This is a genomic window from Tildeniella sp. (assembly GCF_059505325.1).
The window spans coordinates 71,905-84,510 of record NZ_JCACKI010000075.1 but is presented as its reverse complement, the minus strand read 5'-3'; the positions used below and the strand labels follow the sequence as shown (position 1 = coordinate 84,510).

Genomic DNA, 12,606 nt, shown 5'->3' with positions numbered 1-12,606 from the left:
TAGAAACCTTTAGACTAATAGGACGCATTCAGTTATGTCTGACCCTAGAAATGCTGAGCTTATTCAACCCTGGAAAGGCGATCCTTTTACAGGACACTTGTCTACCCCGATTAGCGATTCTGCCTTTACCAAAGCATTTATTGGTAATCTGCCTGCCTATCGCAAAGGGCTTGCTCCGATCGTGCGCGGTCTCGAAATTGGTCTTGCTCATGGTTACTTCCTCATTGGACCCTGGGTTAAGTTTGGACCACTGCGCGACTCTGACGTTGCCGCATTAGGTGGCTTGATTTCAGGCTTAGCGCTGATCCTGATTGCAACAGCGTGTCTCTCTATCTACGGTCTTGTGACGTTTGAAGATGAAAGCAGCGGTTCTAAAGACTCTTTACAGACGGCTGATGGCTGGAGCCAACTCACGGGTGGTTTCTTCATCGGTGCCACAGGCGGCGCTTTCGTGGCATTCTTCCTGCTTAATGAGTTCTCTACGGTGGATTCCATCTTCCGTGGTTTAGTCAACAACTAAAGCGGTCTTTAAATCGCAGAGAGCCTGGATCGACTCGATCCAGGCTCTTTTTTAAGACCTTCCTTTTTTTTAAGACCTTCCTATTGTGTCAGTCGCATTCGGTGCGATCGCAGACCTGCATCCAGCACTTAAAAACCCGACAGATCATTCTGTCGGGCTTAGGTTTCACGCGCTAAAGACTGCTGAGAGAACGATCGCTTAGCGAATGTATTCCTTTAGCACGCTATTACGGTTAGGATGGCGGAGCTTACGCAGTGCTTTCGCTTCAATTTGGCGAATGCGTTCACGCGTGACGTTGAAGATCTGACCAATTTCTTCCAACGTTTTCATGCGACCATCGTCCAAGCCGTAACGCAGTCTAAGAACATCACGTTCACGAGGGCTGAGCGTGTCCAAAACACTCTCCAGGTCTTCTCGAAGCAGGTTCTTAGAAACCTGATCTTCAGGCGTTTCGCCATCAGATTCGATAAAGTCGCCTAAGCGAGAATCTTCTTCTTTACCGATCGGTGTTTCCAAAGAAATTGGCAGTTGAGCAGACTTGGCGATAAACCGCAGCTTCTCAATGGTCATTTCCATCCGAGTAGCGATTTCTTCCTCAGTCGGCTTGCGCCCCATTTCCTGAGACAAGAGCTTGGTGGTTTTCTTGATGCGCGAAATCGTTTCGTAAAGGTGAACGGGTAGTCGAATGGTGCGAGATTGGTCAGCGATCGCCCGTGTAATCGCCTGACGAATCCACCAGGTCGCGTAAGTGGAGAACTTGTAACCTTTCTCGTGGTCAAACTTCTCTGCCGCCCGAATCAAGCCCAAGCTGCCTTCCTGAATCAAATCCTGGAACGACAAGCCCCGATTCATGTACTTTTTGGCGATCGAAACCACCAGTCTCAAGTTCGATTGCACCATTTTGTCTTTGGCACGACGACCCAAGTGCAACCGATGGCGGAATGCCGAAAGCGGCATGTTGACGGCATTCGCCCATTCCTTATCCTGAGGGTCGCGGTCTAACTGTAGCAGCAAGTCTTCTCGAATGCGCTCAAGCTCAAGTAGATCAGCAATTTTGCGTGCAAGCTCGATCTCTTCATCCGCCCGCAAAAGCCGAATACGACCAATTTCCTGCAAATACAGGCGAATGGAGTCTTCGGTGTAGTGCTTTTTCTTTACTGCTGTCCGACGGCGAGTAGACCGAGCCTTACCAGGCTTACTATCTTCCTCGTCTGTAGCGACATCAGCAGGTTCATCTCGATCTTCATCTTCAATGAAGAACCCTAATTCACCCTCGGGCAAATCGCCAGAGGCATTGCTTAAAAGCTCGATTTCGAGTACGTCGTTGGCCTGGGTCATGCCGCGTTCCTCATGCTCCTTAACTAGAAAATCGGTCTACAGAGAAATTCACACCTGAGATTCAGAGCTGAAATAATCGAAAAGAGTACACAGCCAAGCATCTTCACTAGTCAATGAAAATCAACCTCCTCACCAAAGGCATTCCCTCAGATAGAGGCACCAAACTCAAGGGTACAGTAATTGACACATTCAAGAGATGCTCTCAATTGTATCTTTTCTAACAAAAGACGTACATTTTTGCTTTGCTGGAGCAATCCAGCGAAGGCAAGCAGCGCCTGCAACAGCGATAGCATCCGCAAAACGAAACATCAAAGTTTCATCACAATTCATCGTGCTACTTGCAAAAGGGTGCCCTGCTAGCAGATGTCTTATTCTTGGGTCGCTATACATTTGAGGAATTCGTTGATGCGTTAGTTGATGCGTTAACTGAGGAATCAGTGGAACTGGAAGTTGTGTACTGGACAATCCAGGTTTCAGCAAAGAAAGCTCTGGTACCAGATTCTTACCAAATTCTAAAGTGAATGGGGCTGAAGTAGCTCTTTACCTCAATCTCTAAATGGATATGAACCTCTGATCGTTACGTTAACTCAGATATTCTAAGTTAGCAGAGCAAAGCTGAATGATCATGAGGTTCTTCCACGATACTGAAGAACGACTGAGCCTGATCCTAACAATTTACTGAAAGAATTCAGCCATTCTAACGAATTCTTAAAGCTTGATTTAATCTGGGAAACGCCTATCTAGAAGGCTAGCTAGTGATTACAGCGATGGAATTTATGCATCACTTCGACAACGATCGCTCATTTTCACAACATGCAACGTTACATATACAAGGCAATGTAACGCTTTGTGAACAGTTTGACCCTGGATTTCTGGCAGGTTGCATCAAGCAATGATTAATCCTGGTCGCCTGAGTATGCTTTGGTTTGAGGAAGAAGCATTGTCTCCAGAAGCTTAGACGTGTCAGCAGTAAGAAGAATACGTTTCATGGAGGGGTCACGCAGACTGCCCCAAAGGCTACAGGTAGCAGCAGAGCTACTTAGAACGATCGCTGTCTGCTGTTGGGTTAGCTTGCAGCCAAGCTGATACACACGAGGACGTTTCTGGATGGAAAACGATGCTAAGCGGCAGTAAAGCTCACCTTCGTGAGACATACCACTGCGAACGCTGCCGTTCAACCAAAAACTAAACGTGAAGATTTGTTCCTCATTGACCACTATAGGCAACACAACTATGACCTACCAGGAATAACGATATCGTGAGCTGTGCCTTTTATAACTCTTTGGTAATGGAAAAGCGGGCTGACCAATGCTGTGTTTGCTCACAGTGGTTAACTCAGTATGGGTTGAAGAGCTTCAGAATCTAACACGATGTCCCAAAAAAGCTGTGTCCTATAGTTGAGGCACGGTTACAGAAGTTTCAGGAGTGCGCTTGCCAGAGTTGATCAATGGTGACGAAGCGGTAGTTTTGTGCCAGGAGTAGGGGAAGTAATTGCCCTACGGTCTCGGCAACATCAATTCCGCCATGAGCGCCATCGTGAAGCACGATAATAGAGCCGTTCTTAACTTGTTGCAGGATGCGTTGAACAACCGTAGTCACGCCTGGTCTAACCCAATCTTCAGGGACCACGCTCCACATCACGGGGCGATACTGCCATTGTTGAAGTAGGGTCAGGGTTTGAGGTGTAAAAAGTCCATTAGGAGGACGGACATCACGTACGGCGGTTGGTGGGAGCTGACAGGCAAGTGTAATTTCAGACTGCGTTTCTGCCAGGGTTTGCTTAAGTGCAGACGCTGAAAGGAGGGGAAACGATCGATGGTCGTAGCCATGCAGCCCAATCCAGTGTCCCTGTGCGTAAACAGCACGCGCGATCGCGGGCGATCGATGGACACAGGCTCCTAACCAAAAGAAGCTGGCAGTCACACCGTGGCGCTCTAACTGCTCCAGGAGTTGCGGTGTATAGCGCGGATGCGGTCCATCGTCAAAGGTTAGCGCGATCGTGCGAGAGGAACGATTGCCAGACCACAAGCAATTTGGAAACAGCGGCTTGAGTGCTTCATAAAGCAGTGGATAAGCAGGTGCAAAGGACAACATTGATTTGTGGGATGTAGACTATACGGCGAGGCAAAAAGCTTGCCGTGTCTGCGCTGACTGTACCAGTGCTAACAGCACTTCGCTGCTGAGTGGAGAAACCAGAAAACCATCAAACCCAGGGTTCTCTTCCTGATGCATCCAGCGCGGCGCATGAAAATCGGTCAAGGCGACAAAGGTCGTGCGATGCTTGTTAGCAAACACTCGTAGTTCCTGAAGCAGTGTTTGAGACCAGTTTTGATGATCACCAGCCAGAATCATCAGAAAGGGTGGTTGCTGAGTCATTCGGGCAAGTGCTTGCTCTTCTGAGCTAACGCTCACTATGGAGTAGCTGGAATAGTGCAGCACTGATGCCAGCGCACTCATCCTATGGGGCTGTTTTGCCAGTAGAAGAATATCACTTGATGGTAGTTGCATAGCGCAAAACAGCGGGCGGTTCGCCAATGTCTAAAAAGGAGTTTAGGTCTGCTTGTTACTATACCGTCTGCAAAAGGGGTAGTTTTTACGAACAAAAGCGCTCAAAGCTTTTTGCTAATTCCTTTTGGCGCTCTTTTGCCTGACCGAAACGCTTCCGCTTTTCTTCGCTTTTACGTTAGCTCTTAAGAAAGATTTTGCAATACTTCTTAGAAGTAACCTAACGATTAGAATTAAGTCCAGCTTTACTTAAACATGCATACCAACATGCTCTGTAACAAGGGCTTGAGTCCCTCGTTCTGGGCGAACTCACCTCGAAATCGTTCCAAAGCAAACTTGCATTTGCCTAGAGTCGAACCTCTACCAAAAAGCAAGATCTTCGTAGATCGATCGCAGCACTGAATTCAACGATCGTCTTTCGGATGACATACAAATTCTGCTTCTTTCTAGCCAGCGAAAATTAAGCATGATGATGAATGATGTTTCTGCATCACTCATTTCTGCATCACTCAGGAGTTGTACAGAAAGAACAGCATGGTCTGTAGCCGTCAGCCGTCAGCGAAAAGCTGATAGCTGATAGCTGATCCAAAAGTGTGCAGTGATTTTTTAGCAAGCTCTAAGTCCACTGGGTTTGAACTGCCGAGCTTACGGAGCGTTTATGGAGACAACCGGGCTTTTTTGAGGCGATTGGCTTCGTACCACTCGGCGATCGCAGGTACCCAGGCTTGAAAGTGGGGCCAAATTACTTCACACAGCTTTTGCGCCTCTAACTGCGCATCCAGTTTCCAGCGCAGGTCTAGCAGGTGCATCAGCGATCGCACATTTGCAGACATGACCCAATGCTGCCGCACGTCAAACGGAATCAAGCCTCTAGCGTGTTCTTCTGAAAAGCCTTGCTGAATGCGATCGGCGTAGCGCTGACAGGCTATTAGACACCAGTCTAAATCTTGCTGGCGTTGTTCAAGGGTGTAGTCATACCGCTTACCCTGGCGATCGGTATAAGTTCCTAAAGGGCGCAGGTAGAACACGGCATCTGCCTCTTGCTTCCCGGCTGCGACATCTAAAAGGCGCTGTCCTGTATAGCGGAACGACTGTACGTCAAAGCTAACGCCAACTCGATGCGTTCGCATCTGTTGCATCGTGCTGTGGGGAAACCAGCCGCAGTTGAGAATGATTTGGGGATGCTCTAGCGGTCCATAGTGACCCCGATTGCCTGCCAGCAGATTTTTGACGACAATTTCGCCGCATTTAGCTTCATCGGGCCAGTCGGCGCGATCGTCCCAGACAAACCCTTCGGCATAGTCCTGATGCATTGCAGCGTAGATCGCTTGCTGAGGGTTCGGCGTTTGAGAAATGACAGCAACAGTAAAGCGATCCATAAGTCAGGGCGATAAAACAGCAGGCTATCTAGGATAAGGGTTCTCGTCATTGATGTGAGCTTAATTGGAATTTCTTAATGCCTTTGAACGTCGCTAGACGATTGCCTTGTGGGGCATGTGGAGTCGAGGGCATTTGGATAGCAGGACGTGTCCTTTGAGTCATGAGCCGAATCTGCACCGAAGCCAAACGCTGATAGCTGACCGCTAATTGCTGACTGCTGATAGCTTCCACTTTTCCAAGCATTTTTGCAGTTTTGTGCCACCATAGACAGCAGATGAATCAAGCCATCTGTCAATCCACTACAACGTTTCAAAGGCTGTCCCGTGCCCAATCGCAATTCTTTCGTTTCGTTCCTGTTTCTTCTTGGTTTATGGAGTGCTGCCCAACCTGCTGCGGCGCAGCTATTGGTGCCCCATACTGTCCAGTTGGATCAAACAAAGTTAGAGCGACAGGGTTTGAGCTTGGCTCAAGAGGCAGCACAGTTGGCTCAATTTCAACAGTATGAGCTTGCTTTGCCGAGAGCGCGTTTAGCAACCCAGCTTGCACCTAAAAGTCCAGAAATCTGGTCACTTTTAGGTGGTTTGTATTTGCAAACAAATGACCTGGACAATGGCATTACAGCACTCAAAAAGGCACAGGGTTTAGACCAGAAAAATTCAGCCGTGCTGTTTGCGCTAGGTTCAGCGTATTTCCAGAAGAACAGCTATGCAACCGCGATCGACTATCTCAAATCGGGCTTGAAGATTAAACCAAATGTACCGGGTGCCTTGTTTGATCTAGGAAATGCGTATCTGATGCTACGCCAATTTGCCGAGGCGCTGACTCAATACGAAAAAGCAGTGGCTCAAGACAAAACGTTTTGGCCCGCGATTAATAATATCGGGCTGATTAAGTACGAAAATGGTGATACTGATGAAGCCATTCGGCGCTGGCGATCGGCTGTGGCGATCGATGCAAAGGCAGCAGAACCACAGCTAGCAATGGCAGTTGCACTTTACTCTAAAGGCGATCGTGAACAGGGGTTGACTCTAGGCGAAGCAGCCATTCAGATCGACAGTCGTTATAGCGATTTGAAATTTCTGAAAGAAAATCTTTGGGGCAATCGACTGTTGGCTGATACCAAGAAATTTTTAGAAACCCCTCGCATTAGAGCGTCGATCGCTCAGGCGCAAGATCGTGGAGTGCCACAACGCCTGTCTGCACCGCAGTAGGATCAACGAAACGGGTAACTTGAGCAGATTGTCTGCATTCTAAAAAATAGCGTTATTTTTGACAGGGACACGATCAAAAACGTGGTAGCTTGCCCCAAGCAGCGTTTGACGCATTCATTATGGGACTGAGAGGACTGCTCTACTTGAATCATGCACGCGCCAGGGTTAATCAGCCCGGACGTTTTAAGGTGCGATCGGTGCTTTGGCTGCTGATTCTTGCGCCAATGCTATGGCTGGGCTACCGCGAACTCAAACGTTACTTCGTAGAGCCGCAGGCGATTCTAGTGCTAGGCGGCACTCCGAAACGAGAAAATTTTGCGGCTGAGTTTGCACGTCGGCACCCGGAGATTCCAATCTGGGTTTCTGGTGGCAGCCCGCAAGCCTATACCGAAGGCGTTTTTGCTGACGCTGGGATCAGCCCGACACGCCTTCACGTCGATCGCCATGCGGTTGATACCGTTAGCAATTTTACGACCCTGGTTGACACGTTTCGAGCCAGAGGCATTAATAGCGTTTATCTGATTACATCCGACTATCACATGCGCCGCGCCCGCGTGATCGGTGAACTGGTTTTTGGCAGTCGGGGGATTGATCTTAAGCCAGTCTCCATGCCATCTGATCAGGCAACGGAACCGATGTCTAAAGCCGTTCGAGATGGAGCCAGAGCGATTCTGTGGCTCACAACTGGGCATACAGGTTCAACGCTGGTGCGTCGTTCAGACGATCGCTAACTATCAGCAATGATGCCTGTCTAGAAGTCTCAAGTCATTTGTGAGCGGTACTTAATGATTGAGCGGTCAGCGGTCAGCGGTCAGCGGTTAGCGGTTAGCGGTCAGCGGTTAGCGGTTAGCGGTTAGCGGTTAGCGGTTAGAGAAAAGCTGACATCAAGATGCTTCTCACAACTCAAACAGGATCACTATAGAAACGAATTTTGACCAGGAACCATTTCTGGCGATCGCGGTCGATCAACCTGTGGAGACTGCTGCACGCGATCGCACCATTGAGCCACCATTAGAGACAGCAGTCCTGAGCCTGTGATCCTGTTGAACCTACGGCTAAAGTACCCTTTCGTTCAATCAACCATCAGGGCTTCAACGGTTCTTACTATGAATATCAAAGCCTCACCATTGACGCATTCCCCCACCTTCACTGCGCTCACGGTAGACATTCCTCCCAGTCCTACACCGCAGTGGAATCCGCTTGATCCTGCCTGGATCAAAGTTTGGGAGCAAGTCGGTCCGATCGGCTACCTGGCACTTCTTTGCGTACTTGTCTGGCTGCTCACTCGGTTTGTGGAAACTGTGAAGGGGAAGTAAGACAGCTTTGACGTGATTTCGCATACTTCGATTTTTAGGGGACGTGATCTGTAAGGGCTTTGCGGTTTAACAATCGACCAATGAACCAGGTTTCGACGGCGCTCAACCTTCAGTCCTAGCGGGTTGAGTGTAGCCGAAACCCAAACCACTGGTATCTTCTTTTCTTGCAATCCCCTAACGTCCCTTTTCTGTCTCTGCGATCGCCTCTTTTTCGCCACCAGCAAACCATTTTGGGTTGTTTTACTCATGCTGTAATCGTTTTGAGCGATCGTTTATACCCATAGGGCAGGTTGCGCATCTGCCAGAAATTCTATAATTTGTGAGCGTGGAGCTTAGTTATCCCCTCAGCGAGGAGTAAGCATGTATATCGTACAGATTGCCTCTGAGTGTGCCCCAGTGATTAAAGCTGGAGGGTTAGGGGATGTTGTCTATGGACTGAGCCGGGAGTTAGAAATCCGTGGTCATACCGTCGAGCTGATTTTGCCGATGTATGACTGTATGCGCTACGACCATATTTGGGGTTTGCATGTTGCGTATGAGAACCTGTCAGTACCCTGGTATGGCGGCATCATTCGCTGCTCTGTTTATTGTGGCTGGGTGTATGGACGGCTGTGTTTTTTCATTCAGCCGCATTCACAGGATAAGTTTTTTAATCAAGGTCGCTACTACGGCTGCGTGGATGACAATATTCGCTTTGCGTTTTTCAGCAAAGCCGCGCTAGAGTTTCTGCTGCAAAGTAACAAGCGTCCGGATGTGATCCACTGTCACGACTGGCAGACAGGCTTGGTGCCCGTAATGCTGTTTGAAATCTACCAGTATCAGGGGATGGAAAATCAGCGTGTTTGCTACACCATCCACAACTTCAAGCATCAGGGGATGGGTGGCAGTGATGTGCTGTGGGCAACCGGGCTAAATCGAGAAGACCATTACTTCCACATCGATCGCCTGCGCGACAACTTCAATCCGTTTGCGCTTAATTTCATGAAAGGCGGCATTGTTTACTCAAACTATGTCACCACCGTCTCGCCGCATCATGCCTGGGAAGCCCGCTGTACTGAGATTGGCTATGGCTTGGGTCACACACTGCATCTGTATCAGGACAAGTTCTCTGGTGTGCTCAATGGCATTGACTACGATGTCTGGAACCCAGAGAGCGATCGCTACATTCCCCACGCTTACACCAAAGACGATCTGGCAGGCAAGGCGAAAAACAAACAGGCACTGCGAGAACGTTTGCTGCTGCGTGATGTTGACCGACCGCTGGTTTGCTTTATCGGTCGTTTAGATGAACAAAAAGGGGTACATCTGGTTCACCATGCGATTTATCATGCGCTGCAACGGAGCGCTCAGTTCGTTTTGCTGGGATCTGCTACTGAAGCAGGTATTAACGATCATTTCTGGCACGAAAAGAATTTTCTGAACGACAACCCCGATGTGCATTTGGAGCTTGGCTTTAATGAAGAACTTTCTCACCTCATCTATGCAGGAGCCGATTTCATCGTGGTGCCCAGTAATTATGAGCCGTGTGGCTTGACCCAGATGATTGGTCTGCGCTATGGCACAATCCCTGTCGTGCGCGGTGTGGGTGGACTGGTGAATACGGTCTTCGATCGCGATTACGATGAAAAGCACCTGCCCGAAGAGCGCAATGGTTATGTCTTCTATGAAACCGATGATTCAGCACTCGAATCAGCGATGGATCGGGCACTCGATTTGTGGTACGACAACCCCGATGAGTTTCGTAAGTTCCAGCTACAGGGCATGAACTACGACTATTCGTGGAATTATCCAGGCAAAGACTACCTGGAAATTTACGATCGCATTCGCCACCAGTAATACAGGCAGCGGACACCATGCCCTTTTCTCCAACTCTTGTCACGCTGGCTCACTATATAGCAGGCGAATTCGACAACCGCGAACAGGCGATCGCTGAGCCTGTCTGGTATGTCCATTTGCGCTTATGGCTACGACCCGTGCCACTCTTCAGCGAAGACAGTTTGACCTTTTTTGCAGAACAAGCAAACGTGCTCACCCTCGATCAACCCTACCGTCAGCGACTTATCCGGTTGATGCAAACCAATGATGCCGAAGCCCCGCTGCAAGCGCAGTTTTATGCTTTTAAAGACCCAATCGCTGCCAAAGGTGCAGGGTTAAAGCCAGAGTTTCTCCAGGCAATCACGCTAGAGCAGATTGAATTTTTACCTGGCTGTCTGCTCAAAATTACCCAGCAGCCTGATTCAGAGAGCATTTCAGCGCATCCAGTGTCCGGCTATCAGTGCTTTTTCTCCTATCAAGGTAAACAATCTCAAGTACAGCTTGGGTTTGCAGCACGCTCAAACACCTTTGAAAGCTACGACAAAGGCATTGATCTTGAAACCCAAACTGCGACATGGGGAGCAGTCATGGGTCCCTATCGCTACACGAAGCGACGGGATTTTGCGGCTGAGCTAGGGGCTGCCAGCAATTACAACTACACATGACTTGCAGCAAGGGTTCCAGCCCCTAGCCTGGTGTGTTGGGGCGGGCGCGATCATTTTGATACCGCAAGGTTTTGTTGGAGCTAATTGATGACGCGCCCTAGCCTGGTGTGTTGAGGCGGGCGCGATCAGGCTGATACCGCAAGGTTTTGGAACTAATTGATGACGCGCCCTAGCGATCGGAGACGGCTAAAGGGTCGCTACCAAAGACCATCAGGGTATACAAAAATAAAAAGATTAGGATGCTATTGAGCTGCACAATGAATTGACGCTAACGTAAACTCTAGATAAGGCACTGATAAGATGCACAGAGTTGTCTGAGGCAGATTGACAGTCGTCAGCACGAAGGCTCGTTGTCCATCTCCTCGTTTAGCGCTCACTCACGCGATTGTACGGAAAGTTATATGACCACCACCACCACAGCCGCTTCCCAGCAAGACCGATCGGATGACGAAGCAGCCAGTCAGCAGTCCGATAACACCACTGCGTCAACCATCGTAGATGTGATCGAAACGGTCATTGACAGCCTGGACAGTGACAACACCGCAATGGTAAGCGATACCGATGGAGGCTACATTTGGAAATTTAAGTACGGCACGGTAGAGGTGTTTGTACAGCTGACAGGTCTATCGGACGACGATACCATCAGCGCTTGGGCAGCAGTCTTAAAACTCCCAGCTAAGGATGAAGCTAAGCTCACCCGTAAGTTGCTTGAATTGAACTGGTCAGGAACGTTAGAAGCTCGCTTTGCCATCCTGGGCAGTGAGGTTGTGGTGCTTTCTACCCGATCGCTGGCTGACCTCTCTCCTGGTGAAATCTCGCGTGCTATTACCCTGGTTGCCACGATCGCTGACGATCAGGATGAACCACTTCAGGCTGAATTCGGGGCAAGCTAGTCTGGAGAAGTTTTTGGCTTTTAGTTTTTAGAAGGAATAAGACGGCAGGAAGCGGGGGAATAGCATCAACTCAACCGTCAGCGTATCGTCGCCTTACCCAATCAACCCCTCAGCCCCACGCCCTTATGCAAACCTGGCGATTAATTCCATTGCTGGACGCGCCAGGTAACGTTCAAATGGCGCTGGACTCCTGGTTGCTAACACAACACCTTCAGGGCAAGCAGCCACCAACCTTGCGCTTTTACACCTGGAAGCCTGCCGCAATCTCGTTGGGTTACCACCAGCATCACTGGTCACAACACTGGCAGCATGTAACATGGCAGGGTGAGCCGCTGGCTTTGGTACGGCGACCGACTGGAGGACGGGCAGTACTGCATCAAGGTGATTTAACCTACGCTGTCGTGACATCAGGGCTGCCGACCAATCGCCTACAGGCATACGAAACCATTTGTGAGTTCTTAGTTCAGGGCTGGCGATCGCTCGGCGTAGAGCTGCACTATGGACAGATGAAGCGAGGCTATCTTCGCAATCCCAACTGTTTTGGAACGGCGACAGGAGCCGATTTACTCTTGGCGAATGGTGCCAAGCTCATTGGCAGCGCTCAGTTGCGTCGAGGTTCGGGAGTGTTGCAGCATGGTTCAATGCCGTTGTTCGCCGATCCAGACTTGTTTCAACAGGTTTTTGGTGCCTTACCTGAGCGCTCATCATTGCCTTTAGCATTGCCGCCAGAGGCTCTCGTTGAAACGGTGATGAAGGCGCTCACAATTGCTGCTGAAGCATGTTTTGCAGCCAATTTACAGGTGCAACCACTGTCGGACGAAGAGTGGGAAGCTGTTTTGACGCATGACTGTGTAGAGGGCAATGAAAGGAGTCAGGAGTCGGACTTTGACATGAGCACTCAGCCGAACGGAGCCAGAAGTCAGGAGTCAGGAGCTAGTAATAATCGTACGGCTGATCGCTGAT

Annotated in this window: 14 protein-coding genes; 8 read left to right on the top strand and 6 right to left on the bottom strand. The window is 49.4% G+C overall.

What is annotated here, in order from left to right:
* The first annotated feature begins 34 nt into the window (after positions 1–34).
* Positions 35–520, top strand: a complete 486-nt coding sequence (locus AC5JO6_RS27450; protein ID WP_496084228.1) for a photosystem I reaction center protein subunit XI — start codon at positions 35–37, stop codon at positions 518–520.
* Between the two features lie 198 nt (positions 521–718).
* Here AC5JO6_RS27450 and rpoD read toward each other — a convergent pair whose 3' ends face one another.
* The 6 genes from rpoD to thyX form a co-directional block, all read right to left on the bottom strand.
* Positions 719–1,858, bottom strand: a complete 1,140-nt coding sequence (gene rpoD, locus AC5JO6_RS27445; protein ID WP_496084227.1) for an RNA polymerase sigma factor RpoD — start codon at positions 1,856–1,858, stop codon at positions 719–721.
* Positions 1,859–2,047: 189 nt separating this feature from the next.
* Complete coding sequence (locus AC5JO6_RS27440; protein ID WP_496084226.1) at positions 2,048–2,188, bottom strand: hypothetical protein; 141 nt, start codon at positions 2,186–2,188, stop codon at positions 2,048–2,050.
* Between the two features lie 566 nt (positions 2,189–2,754).
* Positions 2,755–3,087 (bottom strand): hypothetical protein, encoded by a 333-nt coding sequence (locus AC5JO6_RS27435; protein ID WP_496084225.1) that lies wholly within the window; start codon positions 3,085–3,087, stop codon positions 2,755–2,757.
* 190 nt (positions 3,088–3,277) lie between these two features.
* Positions 3,278–3,949, bottom strand: coding sequence for a polysaccharide deacetylase family protein (locus AC5JO6_RS27430; RefSeq protein ID WP_496084321.1), 672 nt, complete (start codon positions 3,947–3,949; stop codon positions 3,278–3,280).
* A gap of 21 nt (positions 3,950–3,970) precedes the next feature.
* The gene (locus AC5JO6_RS27425; protein ID WP_496084224.1) at positions 3,971–4,366 is read right to left on the bottom strand and encodes a response regulator; all 396 of its coding nucleotides are present in this window, start codon (positions 4,364–4,366) and stop codon (positions 3,971–3,973) included.
* Between the two features lie 653 nt (positions 4,367–5,019).
* Positions 5,020–5,742: an FAD-dependent thymidylate synthase gene (thyX, locus tag AC5JO6_RS27420; protein ID WP_496084223.1), complete on the bottom strand. Its 723-nt coding sequence runs from the start codon at positions 5,740–5,742 to the stop codon at positions 5,020–5,022.
* A gap of 324 nt (positions 5,743–6,066) precedes the next feature.
* On the opposite strand from thyX, the gene AC5JO6_RS27415 reads away from it, so the two are divergent.
* From AC5JO6_RS27415 to AC5JO6_RS27385, 7 genes are all read left to right on the top strand, one after another.
* Positions 6,067–6,954 carry a tetratricopeptide repeat protein gene (locus tag AC5JO6_RS27415; RefSeq protein WP_496084222.1) on the top strand — a complete coding sequence of 296 codons (888 nt, stop codon included), beginning with the start codon at positions 6,067–6,069 and terminating at the stop codon, positions 6,952–6,954.
* Between the two features lie 119 nt (positions 6,955–7,073).
* The gene (locus tag AC5JO6_RS27410) at positions 7,074–7,685 is read left to right on the top strand and encodes a YdcF family protein (protein ID WP_496084221.1); all 612 of its coding nucleotides are present in this window, start codon (positions 7,074–7,076) and stop codon (positions 7,683–7,685) included.
* A gap of 375 nt (positions 7,686–8,060) precedes the next feature.
* A complete protein-coding gene (locus tag AC5JO6_RS27405) occupies positions 8,061–8,270 on the top strand; it encodes a hypothetical protein (RefSeq protein ID WP_496084220.1) in 210 nt (69 codons plus the stop codon).
* Between the two features lie 360 nt (positions 8,271–8,630).
* Positions 8,631–10,106, top strand: coding sequence for a glycogen synthase GlgA (gene glgA / locus AC5JO6_RS27400; RefSeq protein WP_496084219.1), 1,476 nt, complete (start codon positions 8,631–8,633; stop codon positions 10,104–10,106).
* Between the two features lie 17 nt (positions 10,107–10,123).
* Entirely contained in the window at positions 10,124–10,750 is a 627-nt protein-coding gene (locus AC5JO6_RS27395) for a chromophore lyase CpcT/CpeT (RefSeq protein ID WP_496084218.1), read from the top strand.
* Positions 10,751–11,151: 401 nt separating this feature from the next.
* Positions 11,152–11,643 (top strand): YbjN domain-containing protein, encoded by a 492-nt coding sequence (locus AC5JO6_RS27390; RefSeq protein ID WP_496084217.1) that lies wholly within the window; start codon positions 11,152–11,154, stop codon positions 11,641–11,643.
* Between the two features lie 125 nt (positions 11,644–11,768).
* Complete coding sequence (locus AC5JO6_RS27385; RefSeq protein ID WP_496084216.1) at positions 11,769–12,605, top strand: lipoate--protein ligase family protein; 837 nt, start codon at positions 11,769–11,771, stop codon at positions 12,603–12,605.
* Position 12,606: the final 1 nt, after the last annotated feature.